Raw genomic sequence first — 20,770 nt, forward strand, 5'->3', positions numbered from 1 at the left:
CCGTCTCAGCGCGGGGCGGCCTGGCCGCCGGGGTGCTCGCGCAGGAAGCCCAGCGCGAGTTCGCCCAGTCGGCCGCCCAACTTGAAGAGTGAGATGTGATCGCCGGTCGGCTCGACGCTGAGCGTCGCGTTGGGCAGCCGCCGGGCCACCTCGGCCGATCCGAGCGGATTGGCCGTGGTGTCGTCCTCGCTGGTGACCACCAGCGTGGGGTGGTCGACGCCGGCCAGCAGCGGGTTGACGTCGATGTCGGTGATGGCGCCGTTCAACCGGCAGTAGCGGTAGAACAGTTCGGAGGTGGCGAAGGGGTAGAGCACCAGGTGCGCGAGGTCGGGCGGGGTGCCGCCGAGCATGGTGCCGAGGAACACCGCGTGCACGGCGGCGGCGGCGTCGCGGTCCTCGGCGGCCATCGCCATCAGTGCCTGGATGTTCCGGTGGTGGTCCAGCTTGGGCGAGTCCGGTCCGAGTTCGTAGGCGCCGTGCCAGAGGCTGAGCGAGTCGATCCGCTCCGGGCTGCGGCGGGCCGCGGCGAGCGCGACCACGCTGCCGCCGCAGAAGCCCAGCAGGTGGGCGGTGCGGATGCCGAGGTGGTCCATGACCGCGAAGACGTCCCCGGCCTGCGCCCCGGTGTCCCATCCGAGTGTGTCGAAGTCGGGTTCGTCGGTGAACAGGCCGCGGGTCTCCCAGGTGACGATCCGGTACTCGCCACCGAGCAACTCCAGCCAGCGGGAACACAGTTCGGCGGGCATTCCACAGGCGGAGGCGATCAGGACCGCGGGCGCGGCCGGGTCGCCGGCCGTGTAGACGGGCAGCCGGGCGCCGTCGGGGGCGACGGCGTCCAGGGCGGTGCGGAACCTGTCGAAGGAGGCGGCGGCCACCCGGTCGGCGATTTCGGTGATCCCGGCGGGTCCGGCCGGGAAGCCGTCCAGCTCGGACCGGCCGAGGGCCGGGCCGAGCCGTTCGCCGATGATCCGTTCGAAGACACCGTTCTCCCCGTCCGGGACGGCCGGTCCGACGGCCAGCGGGACGCCGAGCCGCTCGGCCAGCGCGGCCAGCAGTCCGGCACGCGGACCGGCGGGCACGGCCACCCGGGCGGGCGGGTCGAGGCGCACGGCCAGCGCCCGCAGACCGCGCACCGCCTCGGCGAGTGCGGTCGCGGCGGCCCGGGCCTCGTGCTCGGTCATCGGCTCGTACGCCTTCCGGTCGGTGTCGGTCGGTGTCAGTAGGTGCCGGTCGGTGTCAGCGGGTGGTGAACGGGTGGCCGAGGGTGGTCCGGGTGACCATCCGGTTGTGGTCGTACCGGTTCTCGCCGCCGACCAGGACGGCGCCGTAGCGCTCCAGCGAGACGGTGCCGCCGTACTCCTCGATCTGCTCGGTGTCGGGGTAGACCCGCACCGAGGTCGGCACGTACCGGCCGGCGAAGCCCAGGCGCATCTCGTCGGTCTTGGCGCTGTGCGGCCAGGAGGCGTGCATCAGGGTCGACCAGAACATGATCGCCTCGCCCGGACGCATGACCATCGACACCGCCTGCGACTCGTCGGGCTTGAAGTCGGCGTCGACCTGCAGCTCGCGGTAGTCGTAGCCGAAGAAGCCGCGGCGGATGCCGCCCTTGTCCACCTGGTTGATGGAGTCCGGGGTGTAGTGCATCTTCTTGGTCTCGTCGTAGTTCATCCGGGTGTGGGAGCCGGGGATGAACTGCAGGCAGCCGTTGTCCTCGTCGGCCTCGGTGAACGCCGTCCACACCGTGATGGTGCCGCCGAAGTCCTTGTGCTCGTCGGGCCACAGGATCTGCGGCACGCCGGAGGCGTTGGCGAAGGTGTCGGCCTGGTGCCAGTCGGTGCCCTCGTCGCCCGGGTACTTCGGGAAGAACTCGCTGCGCCAGCACAGCACGTCGGGCCCGAGCACGCTGGCCACCCGGTCGACGATCTCCGGCCGGCAGATGTGGTCCGCGAGGAACTCCGAGTCCAGGTGCCGGTCGTAGTTGGAGATGTTGGTGTTGCCGGACTGCGCCGCCTCGTCCTGGTAGACGGCGTTGCTGCGGTCCATCAGCCGCAGCCGCTCGATCCGCCAGCGGCGCTGCATCTCCTCGATCTCGTACACCTTGAACGGGCCGAAGTAGCCGCGCTCCTGGAAGCTCGCGCGTTCCTCGGGCGTCAGCGTGAAGCCGCCGGTCACGTCGGGCACGGTGGTGCTCCTCTCTCCACTCACTTCGGGTCCTGCGCGTCCACGCAGGCGGACAGCTGGCGGACGGTCGCCGCGTCGAGTTCCGCGCCGGTCAGCGACAGCTTCCAGCGGCGGTTGACGGAGGCGATCACCCGCATGAACGCCAGCGACGTGGCGCCGTGCTCGAACAGGTCGTCGTCGAGGCCGATGCCCGGCCGGGCCAGCACCTCGGTGACGATCGCGTCGACCTGCCGCTGCGTGGGCGTCAGCTCCACGCCGCCGCCCGCCGGGCCGGCCGGGGCCTGCCGGTGCGGCAGGGCGGGCAGCGCCGAACGGTCGACCTTGCCCTGCGCGGTGGTCGGCACCTCGGTGATCAGCCGGTACGCGGAGGGCCGCATGTGCTCGGGCAGCGTGCCCGCGGCCCGGGCGGACACCGCGGCGACCAGCCGGCCGAGCGCCTCGTCGCCGATCTCGGCGCCTGGCCGCGGCACCAGGTAGGCCGTCAGCCGGACGTCGCCCTCGCCGTGGTCCTGCGGGACGACGATCGCCGAGGCCAGCCGCGGGTCGTCGGCGAGCAGCGCCTCGATCTCGCCGGGCTCGATCCGGAAACCGCGGATCTTGATCTGGTCGTCGGCCCGGCCGACGTACAGGTACTCGCCGTCGGCGGTGCGCACCGCGCGGTCGCCCGAGCGGTACAGGCGCACCGCGTCCGCGCCGGTGCCGACCGTGCGGAAGCGCTCGGCGGTCAGCTCGGGCCGGCGGTGGTAGCCGCGGGCCACGCCGGTGCCGCCGACGTACAGCTCACCGGGGGTGCCGTCGGCGACCGGGCTGCCGGCCTCGTCGAGCAGGTGCAGGGTGACGCCGGGCAGCGGGCGGCCGATCGGGCTGACGCCGGGCTCGTCGAGGTCGGCGCGGGTGATCGGACGGGCGGTCACGTGGACCGTGGTCTCGGTGATGCCGTACATGTTGACCAGCGCGGGCCGCTCGTCGCCGTAGCGGGCGAACCAGGGCTCCAGCAGCTTGACGTCCAGGCGCTCGCCGCCGAACACCACCAGGCGCAGCGCGGGCAGCTTCGCGGTGGAGGCGCCCACCAGGCGGCGGAACGCGGACGGGGTCTGGTTGAGCACCGTGACGCCCTCGTCGGCGAGCAGCTTGTGCAGCAGCTCCGGGGAGCGGACGGTCTCGGTGCCGGCCACCACCAGGCGGCCGCCGTGCAGCAGCGCGCCCCACAGCTCCCAGACCGAGAAGTCGAAGCTGATCGAGTGGAACAGCGTCCACACGTCGTCCGCGCGGTAGCCGACCAGCTCGGCGGTCTGCTCGAACAGGCGGACCGCGTTGCGGTGTTCGACCAGGACGCCCTTCGGGACGCCGGTCGAGCCGGAGGTGTAGATGACGTACGCGAGGTCGCTCTCCCGGGACTCCTCGACCGCGACGGGCGCGGCCGGCGCGGCCGGCGGCTCGGTGTCGCGGTCGAGCCAGACCACCGGCGCCGCGCAGTCCGCGAGGCGCTCGGCGACCCGGGACACCGAGACCACCGCGGAGACCTGGCTGTCGTCGAGCAGGAAGGCGACCCGCTCGGCCGGGTAGGCCGGGTCGACGGGCACGTACGCGGCGCCCGCCTTGAGGATGCCGAGCAGGCCGACCACCAGGTCGGCGCTGCGGTCGACGCACAGGCCGATCAGCCGGTCGGGGCCGGCGCCGGCCTGCCGCAGCCGGGCGGCCACCGCGTCGGCCTCGGCGTTCAGCTCGCGGTAGGTGAGGGCGCGGTCCGCCCCGCTCACCGCCACGCGGTCCGGCGTCCTCGCGGCCTGGACTTCGAAGAGTTGGTGCAGCGTCTTGCCGGAAACCATGGCGGATCTCCCATCCGGTACGGGTTCGCGGGGTGGGCGCGCCGGGAGCGCGCCGGGGCGGTCAGCCCTGGGCGGCGCCGGCCTTGGTGGCGTACATGCCCCAGTGCTGCGGGGTCAGGGCCAGGTCCCGCAGGCTGCCCTGGACGAACATCCGCTCCCAGCCGCCGCCGCCCTTCTCCTCCGGGATCCACTGCTTGGTGAACACCTCGCGCGCGGCCGGGCCGGTACGCGCCCGAAGGCCCATCAGGTTGTAGTAGGAGCTGAGCTTGCGCAGGTGGATGAACCAGTGGATCCGGTCGGACAGGCCGAACGCCTCCTCGTAGAGGAAGATGGTCGCCTCGCCGCCCAGTGAGGCGTTCCAGCTCTCGGTCAGCGCGCGGGCGAACTCCCGGCCCTCGGCGCGGAACTCGTACTTCAGCTCGCCGGTGCGGTGCATGATGATGCCGGAGTTGGCGGAGTGCAGCAGTTCGTCGGGCTTCTGCGAGGTCTGGTGCTCGGCGGTCGGCACCACGAAGCGGTCCACGCCGCCGTCCTCGACCACCGAGGACAGCTCGGTGTCGGCGGTGCCGTACATCCCGAAGCTCTGCGGGATGAGGACCGTCTCCTTCAGGCCGCCGTCCAGGAACATCCGGTCCCAGGAGCCGCCGCCGCGCTCCTCCGGGATGCGGTTGCGGAACATCACCTCGCGCCAGCCCTCGTCCTGGGAGCCCATGCGGACGAGGGTCTCGTACGCCTCCAGGGAGCGCATGTGCAGCAGCCAGTGCAGGGTGTCCTTGGTCCCGAAGGTCTCCTCGTAGACGAAGGTGGTCGCCACGCCGACGTACCGGGTGTTCAGGTACTCGGACAGCTCACGGGCGAACTGCCTGCCCTCCGAGCGGAATTCGGCCCGCAGCTGCCCGACGCGCTCGACCACGACACCGGCGTTCGCCGAATGCAGGATATCCGCGGCCGGAAGGGACGTCTGCTGCTGGGCGACCGGGGTGGAGAATTCGGAATCGGCCTTCTCGGACATGAACGGGCTCCTTGGTGAATGGTTCAAATTGCCGCTCTGCGCGGCACGATTACGCCATTTCTTCGGAGATCGGCGCAGCTCACTATTGAGCAGGCCGCCGAATTACCGGCCCAGCGAGGAGAAACGGTCGCGGAGGACCCGGGCCGCGCCGGTCATCAGCGCCTCGGCGACGGCGTCGACATGGCGGTTGCGCCAGTCGGCGAGCGCGGTGCCGGCGGCGAAGCGGTTGAACGCGCCGATCGCCGGACCGGTGTGGATCTGGTAGTTGACGCGCTCGGCCGGGTCGCCGCGCATCGCCGTCCGGGTGCTGTGCACGAAGTACCAGCGGAACACCAGCGCCATCCGGTGCCTGGGGTCCCGCTCGGCCCGCTCGACCTCCTGCGGGCGGCCGGCCCGCAGGTGGTACTCGCGGGTCTCCTTCCAGACCTGCTCGAGGTCGCGGTGGAACCAGTCCTCCTCGATCGTCCGCCGCAGTTTGGCGTCGATCGCCTCCAGGCCGTCGTACCGGCGGTACGTCTGGTACAGCTTGTTGGCGCGTGCCGCGAACAGCGTGCCGCGCCGCAGCACCTGCACCCGCGCCCCGATCTCGAACATGTCACCGGCCGGCGCGTACCCGGTGTCCTGGACGTCGGCCTGCGCCAGCAGGTCCTTCACCGCGTCGGACGTCCCGGCCTGCGGGGTGCACTGGTTGACCGAGCCGGTGACCACGAAGTCCGCGCCCAGCACGAACGCCGCCGCCAGGCTCTCCGGCGCGCCCAGGCCGCCCGCCGCGCCGACCCGGATGCCGTCCGGGTAGCCGCGCTCGGCCACGATCCGGTCCCGCAGGCCCGTCATCGCGGGCATCAGGGTGTACGCCACCGCCGCGTCGGTGTGCCCGCCCGAGTCGGCCTCCGCGCACACCTCCCCCGCCAGCGGCAGCACGCGGCCCGCCCCGGCCTCCGCGGCGGTCAGCAGCCCGTCGGCGAGCAGCCCCCGTACCAGCGCCTCCGGCGCGGGCTCCATGAACGCCGTCGCCACCTCCGGCCGGGAGACCTTGGCCAGCAGCCGGTTCGGCGCCACCGCCCGGCCCGCGCCGTCCCGGTGCGCCCCGCTCAGCCGGTACAGCACCAGCGCCCGGGTCGGCTGGGTGAAGCCCGACGCCTCGACGAACCGCACCCCGTGCCGCAGGAACAGCCGCACGGTGGCCTCCTCCAGCGCCGGGTCGTGCAGCGCGTGCAGCAGGTTCATCCCGAAGCCGCCGCCCGGGCCCAGTTCGGCGCGGAGCGCGGCGACCGCCGCCTCGATCCGCTCGGTCCGCAGCCCGCCGGTCCCGAAGTACCCGAGCAGTCCGGCCCGCGCCATCCGGGCCACCAGTTCGGTGGAGGCGATGCCCTTGTACATCGACCCGGCCAGGTACGCGTAGCGCACCCCGTAGTCGGCCCGGAACGCCGCCGAGCCCAGCCGCTCCGGGGTCAGTGCGGTCGGACCGCCGGCGGAAGGCTCGGGCACAGGAGTCGCCGAGCCCGCGGCCGCGCCGCCCCGGGACGGGGGAGGCGCCAGGACGGCGGCCGGGGCCGAAGCGGGCGCGGCAGGTGCCGCCCGCCCGGCGGCGGCCGCCCCGGCGGGGGCCTCTCCGGCCTCCGCGGGTCCCGGGGCGCTGCCCGCGGCGGCCTGCGGTGCCGGCGCCGGCCCGTTCGCCGCGTCCTTCACCGCCGCGTCCCACAGCCCCGTCAGCACCCGGCCCGGGCCCTGTTCGGCGACCCGGTGGACGCCCTGCGCCAGCAGGTGGCGCATGCTCTCGGACCAGCGGACCGCGCTGTGCACCTGGGCGGTCAGCAGCCGGCCGACCTCGCCGGGGCGGTAGGGCCGGGCGGTGACGTTGGCGATCACCGGGATGCGGGGGTCGCGCAGCTCGAAGCCGTCCAGGAAGGCGGCGAACTCGCGGGCGGCGTCGGCCATGTGGCGGGAGTGGAAGGCGGCGCTGACCCGCAGCGGGACGCAGCGGCCCGCGCCCGCGGCGGTGACGGCCCCGGCGGCGCGGCGCAGCGACTCGGCGGGGCCGGAGAGGACCACCTGTTCGGCGGAGTTGAGGTTGGCGAGGTCGACGTCGTCGACGCCGGCCTCGGCGAGCAGGTCGGCGATCCGGGCGACGCCGGGGCCGACCACGGCGGTCATCGCGCCGCCGGTGGCCCGGCCCATCAGTTCGCCGCGGCGGGCCACCAGGGCGAGTCCGGTCTCGAAGTCGAAGGCGTCGGCGGCGAGCAGCGCGTTGTACTCGCCGAGGCTGTGCCCGGCGAGGTAGTCGGGGGCGGGTTCGCGGGCCGCGTACGCGCGCCGGGTCAGCTCGTTGACGACGAACAGCGCGGGCTGCAGGTAGCGGGTGTCGGTGAGCCGCCCGCCGGAGTCGTCGAGGCAGAGTTCGCGCACCGAGAAGCCGAGGATCCGGTCGGCGGCGGCCATCGCCTCCGGGTAGCGGTCGAACAGGTCACGCCCCATGCCGCGGCGCTGCGCGCCCTGGCCGGGAAAGAGCCATGCGGTCCGCCGCGTCACGAGTCGCCCTCCCACGGGAAGCGCTGCCGTTCGGCGAAGTCGGCGATCCGGCGGCCGACGCCGTCGGAGGACATCAGCCGGGCGAACTCGTCGATCGCGGTGCGCTCGACCTCCGGCGTGACGATCCACATCTTGGCGAAGTACCGCTTCAGGTCGCCGACCGTGGCGCCCTCCACCTTGGTGACCCGGAAGGCGAGCCGGCGCAGCGCCGGCCGGAGCGGGTCGGCCAGCTGGTCGACCAGGCCGGACAGCAGTGCCTGGTCGGCGGTCACCGGCAGGGTGCTCAGGCTCATCGCGTACGCCTTCTGGAAGCCGGTGCGCCGGATCAGGAACGGGGCGACGCTGCACGGCAGCAGGCCCCACAGCGCCTCGGGCAGGCTGAACGTGGAACGGGGCGTGGCGAGCACGAAGTCGCTGGCGGCGACCAGGCCGACGCCGCCGCCGGCCACCCGGCCGTCGACGGTGGCGACCACCACCCGGGGGGTGAGGGTGAGGCGTTTGAGCAGGCCGAGGAACTCGGCGCCGCCCTGCGCCGCCCGCTCCCGGTCGGGGCGGCCCTCGGCGGCCGCCCCGAGCAGGTCCATGCCGGTGCAGAACACGCCGTCGCCGCCGGTCAGCACCACCACCCGGCAGTCCGGGTCGGCCTCGGCGGTGTCGAGCGCCGCGTGCAGTTCCCGGATCATGGCGGTGTCGATGCTGTTCTGCGCGTCCGGCCGGTCGAGGGCGACGGTGAGGACGCCCGGCACTCCGGAGAGTCGGATCGTGCGGTGCCCCGTGCTCAGGTCCATCTGCTCAGCTCCATCGATAGCGCCGGTGGAAGTTCTCGATCCGGTCCAGCACCAGCAGTTCCCTGCCGTGCAGCGCCGGGTCGTAGACGTCCGCGTACCGCGACACGTCGAGGACCGCGTCCTGCACGCCGGGGGCGCCCTCGGCGGTGTGCTTCGCCAGCCGGTCGTGGTCGGCGACGGTGAGCCGGTGCCGGGCGTCCAGGCGCTCTGCGGTCCGGTACCGGGCGAGCACGGCGGGCGCCCCGGTGCCGACCACGCCGCTGTAGAACTCCGAGGCGCAGCCCGACCCGTAGGAGAACAGGCCGACCCGGCGCGGCTCGCGGAAGTCGCCGTGCTCGATCAGCGAGAGCAGGGCGACGAACAGGCCGGCCGCGTAGGTGTTGCCGATCCGGGCCGGGTCGACCAGCGAGGCGGCCATCCGGGTCCGGAAGTCGGCCTCGATGGCGTCCGGGGACATCCGCTTGACCCGGCGCATCAGGTGCCGGTGGGCGCCCTTGACCATCCCGCCGAACGGGGTGTGGAAGGCCAGGTGGTCGAAGGAGTCGACGATGTCGGCCCCCGCGACCGTCTCCCGGTAGTCGGCGAAGGAGCGCTCCAGGCACTCCAGGTAGGCCAGCAGCGAGAGGTCGGAGTCGCCGGCCGCCAGGTCGGGGCGCGGGCGGCAGGTGTCCATCACCTCGTAGCTGTAGAGGCCGGCCGCGCCGGGGTCGAGGTCGAGGACCTCGGGTTCCGGGCCGAGCAGCAGGGCGGCCGCGCCGGCGCCGTGGGACGGTTCCCAGTACGGCATGCCGACCACCGAGCCACCCGCGTCGGCGGCGATCACCAGCGCACGGGCCCGCGGGCGGGGGCTGCCCGCCAGCAGGCCGAGCGCGGTGCGCAGTGCCGCGGTGCCGCCGTAGCAGGCGTGCTTGACCTCGAAGGAGCGGCAGCGCCTGCCGAGGCCGAGGTGGTGGTGCACGTAGGTGCTGATCGGTTTGCCGAAGTCCAGGCCGGACTCGGTGCCGACGATCACCGCCTCGATGCTGTCGCGCTGCTCCCCGGTGAGCCGGTCGAGGATCGGCCTGGCCGCGTTCACGGCGTTGGTGACCGGGTCCTCGCACGGCAGGTTGACCGACTTCTGCACCATCATCAGGTTGTCGAAGCGGCCCAGGTCCAGTCCGCGTGCGTGGAACAGCTCCCTGACGTCCAGGGCGGCCCGCCCGACATAGGCGTGGGCCGCCTCAACTCCGACGGCCATGCAGCGGCGCCCAGAGGGTGTCGGTCATCGTGCCGTCGAGCACCGTGCGGTGCCAGCCGCCGCCGCCCTTGCTGTCGGGGACGACCTGGGAGGCCATCAGGCGGCGCAGCTCCGGGTCGTTCTCCTGCAGGGCCGTCAGCTCGTGGTAGGCGTCCTGGGAGGCGAGGTGGATCAGCAGGTGCAGGCGGTCCTGCTGGCCCCACATCTCCTCGTAGAGGAAGGCGGTGGCCCGGCCGACCATCGTCTCGGAGACGTGTCCGGCCCAGTCGAACCAGAACTTCCGGGCCTCCTCGCGCAGCGCGTACCGGACCTGGAGACGCCGGTGCACGGTGAGCGGGGTGTTCACGGAGTGCAGCAGCTGCTCGGGAGCGAGCCGGGACTGGTAGCGGGCCGGCGGCTGGAAGGTGTCCAGCGGGTGGTCGTCGTCCTCGTCGTGGTGGCTCAGGCCGTGCTGCGGGCAGATGATCGTCTCGGTCATCGAGCCCTCGACGAACATCCGCTCCCAGTTGCCGCCGCCCTTGGTGGGCAGCCGGTCGTCGGCGGACACCTCGGCCCACTTCTGCGAGTGGTCGACCATGTCGAGCATCCGCCGGTAGTCGCTGGGCTCCTTCAGGTGCAGCAGCCAGTGCAGCCGGCTCTGCGTCCCGAACAGCTCCTCGAAGGCGAAAATCGAGACGTAGCCGACCTGGGCGTTGTTGATCAGGTCGACCAGGTCCGCGGAGAAGGACATGCCTTCCTCGCGGAACTCGTTCTTCAGCTGCCCGACCCGGTGGATGAGGAATCCCGCGTCGGCAGAATTCAGCAGTTTGTCCAACGGCACCGTGGTCTGGTGGAACGCCGGCCTGATCCTGGGTTGCGTGCTGGAATTCACTGCGGCCGTCACGTTGCCCGCCTCCTTTTCCACGGAAATTAATCCATGTCTTCTACAACACAACCGGATCACATTAAGAGCGCGCGGCGGATTCTTTCTGCTCAATTCTGCGCAGGGTCGGCCGGCACCGAGGCGCGGTCCGACCAGGCGGCGAGTTCGGCGGCCCGCAGGTGCTCCTCGGAGCGGTGCTCGACCTTCGCCATGGTCCAGCGCAGGGCGGGCGCGGCCATCATCGAGGTGAGCACGGCGACCAGCACGACGATCGAGTACGTCGCCGGGCTGAACACGCCGAGCCGCAGGCCGATGGTCGCCACCACCACCTCGACCGCGCCACGGGCGTTCAGCCCGGCGCCCAGCGCCAGGCCCTCCCAGTGCGTCAGGCGGCCGAACCGGGCGCCCAGGTAGGCGCCGGCGAACTTGCCGACGACGGCGAGCAGCAGCACCACCGCGGCGGCGGCCAGCGTCCGGGGGTCGCCCAGCACCGTCAGGTCCATCTTCAGGCCCGCCCCGGCCAGGAAGATCGGGGCGAACACCGAGAGCGTGACGGTCCGCAGCGAGGCCAGCCGCACCGCGGTCTCCCGGGACGGCGAGCTGAGCAGGCAGCCGACCGCGAACGCACCGAGCGCCGACTCCAGGCCCAGCGACTGGCTGCCGGCCGCGGCGGCCAGGATCGCCACCACGGTGATCGCGATCACCGGCCCGGAGCCCTCGGCCTTCTCGGCCCGCCCCAGCGCCCCGCGCAGCAGCGGTCGGGCGGCGACCACCACGACCAGGAACAGCAGCAGGCTCCCGACGCCGGAGACGACGTGACCGGCCGTCAGGACGCCCACCGTCATCGTGGAGACCAGCGACAGCAGTATCCAGGCGACCACGTCCCCGCCGGCCGCCGCGGCCAGCGTCAACTGGCCGATGTCGCGGTGCAGCATGCCCAGGTCGGTCAGTGTCTTGGCGATCACCGGGATCGCGCTGACGCCCATCACCACGCCGATCAGCAGCGCGAACGAGGAGCGGTCGGCGTGCGGGCCGAGCAGCCGGGCGGGCAGCAGCAGGCCGGTGGCGACGCCCAGGCCGAGCGGCAGCACCAACGCCGCGGTGCTGACCGAGAGCACGGTACGGGGGCGGCGGCGCAGCATCCGCAGGTCCAGGTGCGCGCTGGACACCCCGATGAACAGCAGTACGCCGAACATGCTGACCGCGTCCAGCAGTTGGGTCTGCGACGGGTCGGCCGGCCACATCCGGGCGAACACCGCCGGCGAGAGGTGTCCGAGCACCGTCGGACCGAGCAGCACACCGCTGAGCAGTTCGCCCACCACGCCCGGCAGGCCCACCCGGCGGGCCAGTTGGCCCATGCCGGAGCCGACGAGCAGCAGGGCCGCCAGTTGCATCAGGAACAGCAGGGTCTGATGCTCGCTCATGTTCGACCTCTCCCGTGGGGCCGGTCTTCCGGAGCCCCAAGGGTCGGCATCGCGACGAATGCCCAGCTACTCAGAATTGAGCATCGGCCTGCAGCCGGCCCTCGATGTAGTCGCCGAGCCGCTGGACGTCGACGGCCAGCGAGCCCTGCACCGTGCCGACCAGGCCGGTCTCCCGGAAGCGCTTGAGGAACAGCCCGACCCGGGAGCGGGTGGTGCCGACCATCTCGGCGAGCTCCTCCTGGGTGATCCGGGGCGGGATCACCACCAGTCGGCCGCGGCGCTTGCCTATCTGCTGGGAGAGCAGCAGCAGTCGGGCCGCCAGGCGGCGCTCGCACTCCAGCGTCACCATGTCGACGATGATCTTCTGCTGTTCGATCACCCGCTCACCGAGGTGCCGCACGTACTCCGGCAGCAGCCCCTCCTCGGCGAGCACCGAGAGGAACCGGTCGCACGGGATCTGGCGCAGCGTCGCCGGTTCCAGCGCGACCGCGGTGTCGGAGCGGGCGCTTCCGAGCAGCCCCAGTTCGCCCAGGACGTCGCCCGCCCCGGAGATGGAGAGCAGACATCGCTTGCCGCTCCCGGTGATCATCAGCGTTTTGACCTGACCGGTCTCGATCACGTATATGTGCCGGTCCTGGCCGCCCTCCATGTACACGTGTCCCAGCCGGGGCACCGTCAGGGTCGGGGTGTCGTGCAGCCGCGTGGCGCACAGCGCGCGCAGCTTGGTGCGGAAGCGGGCCGAGTCGGTGTCGGCCTGCTCGGCGGCACGCCGCACGGGGACCGCGGTGGTGGTCGAACGGGTGCGGTGGTACTCCAGCGTTGCCCTCATCTTCAACCTCGAATCGCCTAGAGAACGGCACGGACGCGTCGCCCCGGTCCGGGCGGCCCGGCCCTGCGGACGCGTCGGAGTGGTGTCTGAGATCGCCAGGATGTACGGATAAGCGAGGTGCGGGGGGCAAGCATAGGAAAAGATCCGGCCGACACCAATGCCCTCGCCGCCATTGGACGCGGGCATGTCGAACCGGCCGTGGCGGCACCCCGCCGACTTCACACGATGCTCAATCCAGCGCAGAAACGCCCGGTTCGGCCGGTCTAGGTTCGGGGGCGCTCGGGCGTACCCGCCGGAACGAGCCGACCTGCCAAGGAACGGAGATGCCCCGTGAATGACCGGTCATCACAGCCCGGCGCACCGTCCGGTTCCGAGGACCCGAAGGTCCTGCCGACCGGACCGCGGGTCGACCCCTACGCGCTGTACTCCGACATGCGCGCCGAGGGCGTCGTCCACACCATCCGCGAACCCAACGGCCTCCACCGCCGGCTCGTGCTGCGCTACGCCGAGGCCCGCGACGTCATGAACGACCCCCGCTTCGCCAAGGACCCGGGCCTGGCCTGGGACCAGCTGCGTGACGCCGGCTACGTCAAGGGCGAGCGTGACAACCGCGCCGACTACCTCTACCACCTGGTCAACACCGACCCGCCGGACCACACCCGGCTGCGCAAGCTGATCAGCAAGGCGTTCACCAACCGCCGGATGGAGGCGATGCGCCCGCGCGTGCGGGAGATCGCCGAGCAGCTGCTCGACGGCCTCGCCGGGCAGCGGACCGTCGACCTGATCGAGAGCTACGCGCACCCGCTGGCCACCACTGTCATCTGCGAGATCCTCGGCGTGCCGAACGCCGACCGGGAGAACTTCCGGATCTGGGCCACCGCCATGCTCACCGCCCCGGACGCGGTGGTCGACGGCGCGCTCACCCCGCAGGAGGGCTACGCGGCGATGCAGTCCTTCTTCACCGAGCTGCTGGCCCGCCGCCGCGAGGAACTCAAGGACCTCGCGGAGAGCGACGTGGACACCAGCGACCAGCAGCCCGATGTGATCACCGGCTTGATCGTCGCCCGTGACGAGGGCAACCGGCTCACCGAGATCGAGGTGGTCTCCACCGCGATGCTGCTGCTCAGCGCCGGCCAGGAACCGACCGTCAACCTGATCGCCAACGGCACCCTGACGCTGTTCGACAACCCGGAGCAGTTCGCCCTGCTGCGGGCCAAGCCCGACCTGGTCGCCTCGGCGGTGGAGGAGTTCCTCCGCTACGACCCGCCGGTGGAGCTGTCCACCATGCGGGTCTCCACCGAGGACGTCGAGGTGGCCGGCACCATGATCCCGGCCGGCAGCGTGGTCACCGTCTCCATCGCCTCGACCAGCCGCGACGAGCGGCAGTTCGAGAACCCCGACCGGCTGGACATCACCCGCACCGACAACCCGCACCTGGCCTTCGGCTACGGCCTGCACCACTGCCTCGGCGCCCCGCTCGCCCGGATCGAGGGCCAGGAGGCGATCGCGGCGCTGGTCGGCCGCTACCCGGACATCTCGCTCTCCGGCACCCGGGACGACCTGCGCTGGCGCCCCACCCGGATCATGCGCGGCCTGGTCGAGCTGCCGGTCGAGCTCGGCCCACGGGCCTGACCCGCACCGGATGACAGGGCGAGGGCTCCGGCCCGGCACGCGCGAGGCCCACGTGTGGACCGCGCGCGTGCCCGACTCGGACCGCGACGCCGCGGTCCGGGCGGGGCTGGCGCTCCTCGCGCCCGCCGAGCACGACCGGCTGGCCCGCTTCCGCTTCGCCCGGGACCGCGCCCAGTACGCGGTGGGGCACGCCCTGCTGCGCACGGCGCTGACCCGGTGCCACCCCGAGATCCCGCCGCAGCAGTGGGAGTTCCGCACCACCTGGCACGGCCGTCCGGAACTCGCCGGCCGCACCGCGGAGACCGGGCTGAGGTTCAACCTCTCCCACACCCCCGGTGCGGCCGTCTGCGTGGTGACCCGCGGGACCGACTGCGGCATCGACGTCGAGGAGAGCGCTCCGCACCGCACCCGCCCACTGCCCGGAGTGCTCGCCCCCGCCGAGGCCGCCGCGCTCGCCGGGCTGCCCACCGGCGGGCAGGCCGACGCCCTCCTTCGGTACTGGACCCTGAAGGAGGCCTACACCAAGGCCCTCGGCCTGGGTCTCTCCCACCCGTTCGACCGCTGCGACTTCGGCGCGCTGCCCGACACCGGGACGATCACGATGGCCGCCGACACCACGGGCCAGTGGCAGTTCCACCAGTGGCGGCCGGGCTCCGGCCACATCGCCGCGCTCGCCCTGCGCCGCGGCGCGGGCGCCGCCGGGCTGGTGGTGGTCCACCACGGCGACGCCCCTGCCGGCTCCCCTCAGACCTTCGCCACGTAGCGCGCCAACCGGGTCTCGTGCACCGTCAGTTGGGCCGAGCCGCTGTGCACCAGCAGACCGTCGTCGGAGAACCGCTTCAGGAAGAACCCCACCCGGGAACGCGTGGTCCCCACCATTTCCGAGAGTTCCTCGTGCGTTATCCGCCGTTCCATTCTCAGCTCGGGCCCCTGCCGCCGGCCGACCTTGCGGGCGAGATCGAGGAGTGTCACCGCGAGCCGCTGCTCGCAGTTCATGGTCACCATGTTGGCGATCAACTGCTGCTGCTCGGACAGTTGTTCGAGCAAATGCAGGGCGAACTCCTCGGCGTTCTCCAGATCCTGCAGAACCGCCGCCACGTGCGCCGCCGACAGTTTCCGCAGAACGCTCCGCTTCATCGCCGTCGCGGTCTCCGCACGCATTCCCTGGAGGATTCCCAGCTCACCGAAGAACTCCCCCTCCACACATATGGAGAGCAGGCACTGCTTGCCCTCCGGAGAGCCCGAAACAATCTTGACCTGACCCTCCTCGACCAGGTAAAGACTGTTGTCCGACTGGCCGCTGGAATACACGTTCTCGCCGCGCACCAGCCGCACCACCGGGGCCGATCTCCCGCTCCCCACCATTTTGTCCCGCAGAGTCTCCCATAACGACATGGACGTGGAGACGAACATACACTTCCCCCCTGCATACGATTGCCTCGCACATTGATCAAGCCGGATTTCGGCCAATAATGAAGCCGAAAAGCCGTTCTATAGCTGCCCTCCGCGCCCTGGCCGAAAACCTCGCCGCAGGCCGCCGGCCACCCGCCCGCCCCGGCCCATAACCGGCCCGATCACCAGCCCGATCACCGGCCGAAGGAGGAGCAGTCGGCAGCCATCGCCGCCCGGCACACTGCCGATCTCGGCCCGGGCGGCACCCCGACCGGGGAGGACGACCCCGCAGGGCCGACGCCCGCGGGAGCGCTGCTGCGCGACACGGGCCTGACACCCCGCCGACCCGGACGCGCCCTTCTGCTTGCCCTCACCAGCGGCCGCCCGGCTCGGCCCGGCGCTCCTCACCCGGCGGCACCTCCCGGGGGCATCGCCCTTCGAGGAGGGGGAGCCGTTGCGCGGGGGCGGCTGCCGAGGCTGTGCCGGTTCCCGGGCCTGCCGCTCGAACTGGTGCGTCCAGTAGGCGATTCGCGTGGTTACGGCCGCGATCCTCGCATCCCGAGGGGCGATCACCGCCCCCGGCTCACCGAGCCGGACGGCTCGACCACGGGCGAGCACGACCCGCTCGTCACGCGTCATCGGCACCGGCCCGGGCAGGGCGAGCGAGGTCCCGGGCCGTTCCGGTGAGCACGGTGGGCCGGACCTGGGCACCGCCGCCCGCACCGCGCCGGCGGGGGCCCCGGTCCGCAGCACGGATCGGGCGGGGGCGTTCCTCACCGGGGTACGGGTTATGCCGCCTTGGCCTCCGGTAGCGGGTGCACGGTCATCGGGACCGCGCTGGCCCCCATGATGCCCTTGCACACCTCCCGGACCGGGCGGCCGGGTACCGGCCGGAGTTCGAAGCGGGGCAGCACGGTGGCCAGCGCGAAGGCCATCGTCAGGTTGGCCATCGATTCCCCGGCGCACAGGCGGGTACCCGCCCCGAAGGGCATGAACATCTCGCGGCGGGGCTGCTGGGGGTGCCCCGGTGACCACCGGTCGGGGTTGAAGGTCGTCGGATCGGAGTAGACGGCCGGGTCGCGGTGCAGGGCGGTGAGGCTGACCAGCAGTTCGGCCTCGGCGGGGAAGGCGAAGCCGCCGACCTGTACGGGTCGGGTGGTGCGCCGCATGTCCATCCAGCCGGGGGTGCGCAGCCGCAGGGTCTCATTGATGACCTGGCGGGTGTACACCAGTCGGCGCAGGTCGCCCATGGTGGGGTCCCGCCCGTCCAGCACCTGGGCGAACTCCTCGCGCAGTCGCCGGGCGACCGTGGGGTGCTGGGCGATCTCGTGGAAGGCCCAGCCCAGGGCGTGTCCCGAGCTGTCGCCGCCGGCGATCAGCATGGACAGCACCTCGTCGCGCAGTTCGCCCGGGCTCATGGGCCGGCCGTCCGCGTCCCGGGCGGCGACCATGCTGGACAGGATGTCGTCGTGGTCGTGGGGGTCGGTCAGGTACCGGTTGATGATCGAGGCCAGCGCCTCCTCGAGCCGGTCCCGCGCCCGGATGAAGCGCCGGTTGGCCGGGGTGGGCAGCTTGTCGACCAGGTCGCTGGGGACCACGCTGCGGATGCCGACGCCGGCTATGAAGTCGGCGATGGTGGCCCGGATGGTCGCGGCGTCGCCGGCCACCTTGTCCGAGGAGAACAACGCGGTGTTGATCAGGTCGTTGGCCAGGGTGTCCATCTCCCGCGCCATGTCCAGGACGGCACCGGGCTTCCAGGTGTCGACCTGCGCCTTGATGCCGGCCAGCAGCGCGGCCACGTCGTACCCGGGGTGGTCGTGGCTGAACGCCGGCTGGACCATCCGGCGCTGGCGCAGGTGGAAGGCGCCGTCGGAGCTGCCGAGCCCGTTGCCGACCAGCGGGCGCACCTTGGTGAAGAACCGCCCCCGGGCGAAGGTGTCGCCGCCGTCGCCGAGTATTTCGCGGACCATGGCGTGGTCGTTGATGAGGAAGGTGGGAGTGCGGCCCATGCGCAGCCGCAGCACGGGTCCCTCGGAACGGACCCGCTCGAAGAAGGCCAGCCTCTGGGCCGCCACGGCCGGTCTGTGCCCGGCGAGCAGGACGCTGCCCGACGCGACCGGCACAGAACCGGCAACCTGATCCCCCGACATAAGCTCGCTCCCGTCGTCTTTTCCCACTGGAACAGGAGGTACTCACCCGACGCCTCGCCTCAACCGGCAGGTCGTCCAAGTGCGTTGCGATGCTAGACCGGGCCGGTGGCCGCCCGGCGCTCAGAATTGAGCAGTGGCACCGGAACCCGGCGACCGCGCCCGCGGGGCCGGCCGGACCGGGCGCCGGTCGACGCCGAGGGTGCCGACGCCCTGACCCGCGCCCGGTGGCAGCGCCGGACGTCCCTGGAGAACCCGGCCGGGCGGGCGAGGTCCGGACCGTCGAGGATGACTCCGCAAGAGCCGGTAGGTGCCGTCGTCCCTGCCTGTCATCGATCAAGGACCCGGGCCGGACCGGCCCGGCGCCGACGAGTACGCACCCGCCGCCGGGCCGCCAGCGCGGTGTTGAGCGATCGCCGGCGGTCGGTACCGGAGGGTGTGGGCGGTGAGGCCGGTCCTGGCGGCTACGGGCGGACGATGGGCATGATCAGCTCGTCCACCACGGCCACCAGGTAGTCGTCGGGAACCGGGGACGAGTCGCCGAGGAAGCGCTGCACCAGCATGGCGGGCCCGAGTTCGGCGACCAACGGGCTGAGCCGGCCGGAACGGATCTCGCCGCGCCGCACCCCGCGCTCCAGGATCAGCTGGAAGACGTTCTGCCGGGGCTGGAAGACGCGCTCCTGCACCAGGCGGACCATCGGCCCGTCCCGGTCGATCTCGGCCAGCAGGCTCTGCATCGCGCGGCCGACCGGGGAGTTGAGGACCTCCGCCTTCTGCCGCATGTGCTCGACCAGGTCGTCGCGGACGTTGCCCTCGTCGGGCGCGTCCTCGGGGGCGGGCAGGGCGTGGTCGAGCGTGTCGACCACGAGCTCGGCCTTGCTGGGCCAGCGCCGGTAGAGCGCCGCCTTGCCCGTCCGGGCGTCGGCCGCCACCCGGTCCATGGTCAGCCTGGCATAGCCGACGGCCTCGAGCTGGGTGATCACCGCCGAGTAGATGGCGCGCTCCAGGTCCTCGCCCCGCCGGCGGCTGGCCGCCGCCTTCCTGGGCGGGCCCTGGCCTTCGACCGCGGCGTCGGCAGCCAATCCGGCTCCGGACACGGCATCCCCACTTCCCGGACGGCCTGCCCGGCAGACCGCGTATGAACGATTGCGTTCCCTACTTGCCACTGCTAGGGTGACAAACAGTGAACGCTGCAGTTCCTTAAAGCTTCCTCGACATTTCCCTGATAAGGCTACCAAATGGCTGTTAGCACGCCCGCAGTCGCAGCCCCGGCGAGCCCGCCCCGGCTAGCGCATCGCACCGGCCTCATGCTGGTTGTCATCGCCATGGCCCAGCTCATGGTAATCCTCGACGCCACCATCGTGAACGTGGCGCTCCCCAGCGTGCAGACGTCCCTGGGGTTCTCCACGCAGAACCTGTCGTGGGTGGTCAACGCCTACATCCTCGCGTTCGGCGGGCTGCTGCTGCTCGGCGGCCGGGTCGGTGACCTCCTCGGCCGCCGCCCGGCCTTCATCGGCGGGATCCTGCTGTTCACGCTGGGGTCCCTGCTCGGCGGCCTCGCCCAGAACTCCGGATGGCTGCTGGGCATGCGCGTCGTCCAGGGCGCCGGGGCCGCCGTCGTCGTACCGACGGTGCTGTCCCTGATCGCCACCGGCTTCCCGACCGAGCGGGAGCGCAACCGGGCGTTCGCGGTGTTCGCCGGCGTATCGGGCGCGGGCGGCGCGATCGGCCTGGTGGCAGGCGGGCTGCTCACCGAGTGGGCCTCCTGGCGCTGGGTCCTGCTGGTCAACGTGCCCATCGGCGTCGCCCTGGCCCTGGCCGCGCCCCTGTTCATCGGCAGGACGGCGCGGAGCGAGGGCCGGTTCGACGTCGGCGGCGCGATCACTTCCACCGGGGGCGTCGCCCTGCTCGTGTACGGCTTCATCCACGCCTCCGAGAGCGGCTGGCGGGAGGCCACCACGATCGGCTCGTTCGTGGGGGCCGTGGTCCTGCTGGTGGCGTTCGTCTTCATCGAAAGCCGCACTTCGCAGCCGATCATCCCGTTGCGCCTGTTCGCCAGCCGCAACCGCTCGGGCATCTACGCCCTCGGGGTGGCGATGATGGGCTCCCTGATCGGGATGTTCTTCTTCCTGACCCTCTTCTTCCAGAACGTGCTGGGCTACAGCCCGATCAGGACCGGCCTGGCCTTCCTGCCGCTCAGCGTCTCGATCATCTTCGTCTCCGGCGCGATGATGCAGCTCATCCCCAAGATCGGACAGCGCCTGCCGCTGGTGGCCGGGACGCTCCTGATCACGGGCGCGCTCGTCTGGCTGTCGGCCATCTCCGCCGACAGCACCTACCTCGGCGACCTGCTCGGTCCCATGCTGCTGTACGGGTTCGGGGCGGGCATGGTGTTCATGCCGATGACCATGGTCGGCGTGTCCGACGTGGAGACGAAGGACACGGGGGCCGCCTCGGGCCTGCTCAACGCGACGCAGCAGATGGGCGGTTCGCTGAGCCTGGCGGTCATCATCACCGTGTACGGCGCGGCGACGAACGGGGCGACGGGCGACCCGGCGCACGTCCTGGCCGAGGGCGCCTCGGCCGGCTTCCTGGTCGCGGTGGCGTTCACGGTCGTCGCGTTCGCCCTGGTGGTCCTCCTCGTCCGGCCCGCCGCGAACGCGTCCATGCCGGGGATGATGCCCGGCATGGACGCCGGCACGGACGCGGAGCCCGGGCTCTCGGCGGACGGCTCGCCGTCGGCCCCGCAGGCCAAGAACCCGGAGTAGCCGCCGGAAGGACCTGGTCGAGGGGGGGGGGGGCGGGGGCCCCCCCCCCCCCCCCCCCGGCCCGTCGCCCCCCGATAACCGCCCCGGGCCCCCTGGCCGGGACCCCCCCCGGGCGGGGGCCGGCGGGGGGGGGGAAACAG

Annotated in this window: 16 protein-coding genes; 3 read left to right on the top strand and 13 right to left on the bottom strand. The window is 72.3% G+C overall.

What is annotated here, in order from left to right; all coding sequences use genetic code 11:
• Positions 1 to 5: 5 nt before the first annotated feature.
• The 10 genes from ACF09K_RS30170 to ACF09K_RS30215 all read right to left on the bottom strand — a co-directional run bounded on the left by ACF09K_RS30170 (position 6) and on the right by ACF09K_RS30215 (position 12,691).
• Positions 6 to 1,181, bottom strand: coding sequence for an alpha/beta fold hydrolase (locus ACF09K_RS30170; RefSeq protein WP_392248485.1), 1,176 nt, complete (start codon positions 1,179 to 1,181; stop codon positions 6 to 8).
• A gap of 55 nt (positions 1,182 to 1,236) precedes the next feature.
• On the bottom strand, positions 1,237 to 2,181 hold the full coding sequence (locus ACF09K_RS30175; protein ID WP_392248486.1) for a chlorinating enzyme: 945 nt from the start codon (positions 2,179 to 2,181) through the stop codon (positions 1,237 to 1,239).
• A 20-nt stretch (positions 2,182 to 2,201) separates the two neighbouring features.
• Positions 2,202 to 4,010: an amino acid adenylation domain-containing protein gene (locus tag ACF09K_RS30180; protein ID WP_392248487.1), complete on the bottom strand. Its 1,809-nt coding sequence runs from the start codon at positions 4,008 to 4,010 to the stop codon at positions 2,202 to 2,204.
• 61 nt (positions 4,011 to 4,071) lie between these two features.
• Positions 4,072 to 5,022, bottom strand: a complete 951-nt coding sequence (locus tag ACF09K_RS30185) for a DUF6039 family protein (protein ID WP_392248488.1) — start codon at positions 5,020 to 5,022, stop codon at positions 4,072 to 4,074.
• A 102-nt stretch (positions 5,023 to 5,124) separates the two neighbouring features.
• Positions 5,125 to 7,551, bottom strand: a complete 2,427-nt coding sequence (gene fabD, locus ACF09K_RS30190; protein ID WP_392248489.1) for an ACP S-malonyltransferase — start codon at positions 7,549 to 7,551, stop codon at positions 5,125 to 5,127.
• Entirely contained in the window at positions 7,548 to 8,339 is a 792-nt protein-coding gene (locus ACF09K_RS30195) for an enoyl-CoA hydratase-related protein (protein WP_392248490.1), read from the bottom strand. Before ACF09K_RS30195 ends, fabD begins: the two co-directional genes overlap by 4 nt.
• 4 nt (positions 8,340 to 8,343) lie before the next feature.
• Positions 8,344 to 9,576, bottom strand: a complete 1,233-nt coding sequence (locus tag ACF09K_RS30200) for a hydroxymethylglutaryl-CoA synthase family protein (protein WP_392248491.1) — start codon at positions 9,574 to 9,576, stop codon at positions 8,344 to 8,346.
• Positions 9,560 to 10,459, bottom strand: coding sequence for a DUF6039 family protein (locus tag ACF09K_RS30205; protein WP_392248492.1), 900 nt, complete (start codon positions 10,457 to 10,459; stop codon positions 9,560 to 9,562). Before ACF09K_RS30205 ends, ACF09K_RS30200 begins: the two co-directional genes overlap by 17 nt.
• An 89-nt stretch (positions 10,460 to 10,548) precedes the next feature.
• On the bottom strand, positions 10,549 to 11,862 hold the full coding sequence (locus ACF09K_RS30210; protein WP_392248493.1) for a cation:proton antiporter: 1,314 nt from the start codon (positions 11,860 to 11,862) through the stop codon (positions 10,549 to 10,551).
• 70 nt (positions 11,863 to 11,932) lie between these two features.
• Positions 11,933 to 12,691: a Crp/Fnr family transcriptional regulator gene (locus ACF09K_RS30215; protein ID WP_392248494.1), complete on the bottom strand. Its 759-nt coding sequence runs from the start codon at positions 12,689 to 12,691 to the stop codon at positions 11,933 to 11,935.
• A gap of 330 nt (positions 12,692 to 13,021) precedes the next feature.
• Between ACF09K_RS30215 and ACF09K_RS30220 the strand changes: the two genes are divergently transcribed.
• Positions 13,022 to 14,323, top strand: a complete 1,302-nt coding sequence (locus ACF09K_RS30220; protein ID WP_392248495.1) for a cytochrome P450 — start codon at positions 13,022 to 13,024, stop codon at positions 14,321 to 14,323.
• Between the two features lie 67 nt (positions 14,324 to 14,390).
• Positions 14,391 to 15,086: a 4'-phosphopantetheinyl transferase family protein gene (locus ACF09K_RS30225; protein ID WP_392248496.1), complete on the top strand. Its 696-nt coding sequence runs from the start codon at positions 14,391 to 14,393 to the stop codon at positions 15,084 to 15,086.
• Here ACF09K_RS30225 and ACF09K_RS30230 read toward each other — a convergent pair.
• The 3 genes from ACF09K_RS30230 to ACF09K_RS30240 all read right to left on the bottom strand — a co-directional run bounded on the left by ACF09K_RS30230 (position 15,068) and on the right by ACF09K_RS30240 (position 18,944).
• Entirely contained in the window at positions 15,068 to 15,661 is a 594-nt protein-coding gene (locus ACF09K_RS30230) for a Crp/Fnr family transcriptional regulator (RefSeq protein WP_392248497.1), read from the bottom strand. The two genes, ACF09K_RS30225 and ACF09K_RS30230, sit on opposite strands and share 19 nt — an antisense overlap.
• Before the next feature lie 842 nt (positions 15,662 to 16,503).
• Positions 16,504 to 17,838, bottom strand: coding sequence for a cytochrome P450 (locus tag ACF09K_RS30235; RefSeq protein WP_392248498.1), 1,335 nt, complete (start codon positions 17,836 to 17,838; stop codon positions 16,504 to 16,506).
• Positions 17,839 to 18,326: 488 nt separating this feature from the next.
• Complete coding sequence (locus ACF09K_RS30240) at positions 18,327 to 18,944, bottom strand: TetR/AcrR family transcriptional regulator (RefSeq protein WP_392248499.1); 618 nt, start codon at positions 18,942 to 18,944, stop codon at positions 18,327 to 18,329.
• Between the two features lie 225 nt (positions 18,945 to 19,169).
• Here ACF09K_RS30240 and ACF09K_RS30245 point away from each other — a divergent pair, with 225 nt between their 5' ends.
• The gene (locus ACF09K_RS30245; protein WP_392248500.1) at positions 19,170 to 20,630 is read left to right on the top strand and encodes an MFS transporter; all 1,461 of its coding nucleotides are present in this window, start codon (positions 19,170 to 19,172) and stop codon (positions 20,628 to 20,630) included.
• Positions 20,631 to 20,770 lie beyond the last annotated feature (140 nt).

The sequence above is a fragment of the Streptomyces sp. NPDC014882 genome, from assembly GCF_043081325.1.
GTDB lineage: Bacteria > Actinomycetota > Actinomycetes > Streptomycetales > Streptomycetaceae > Streptomyces.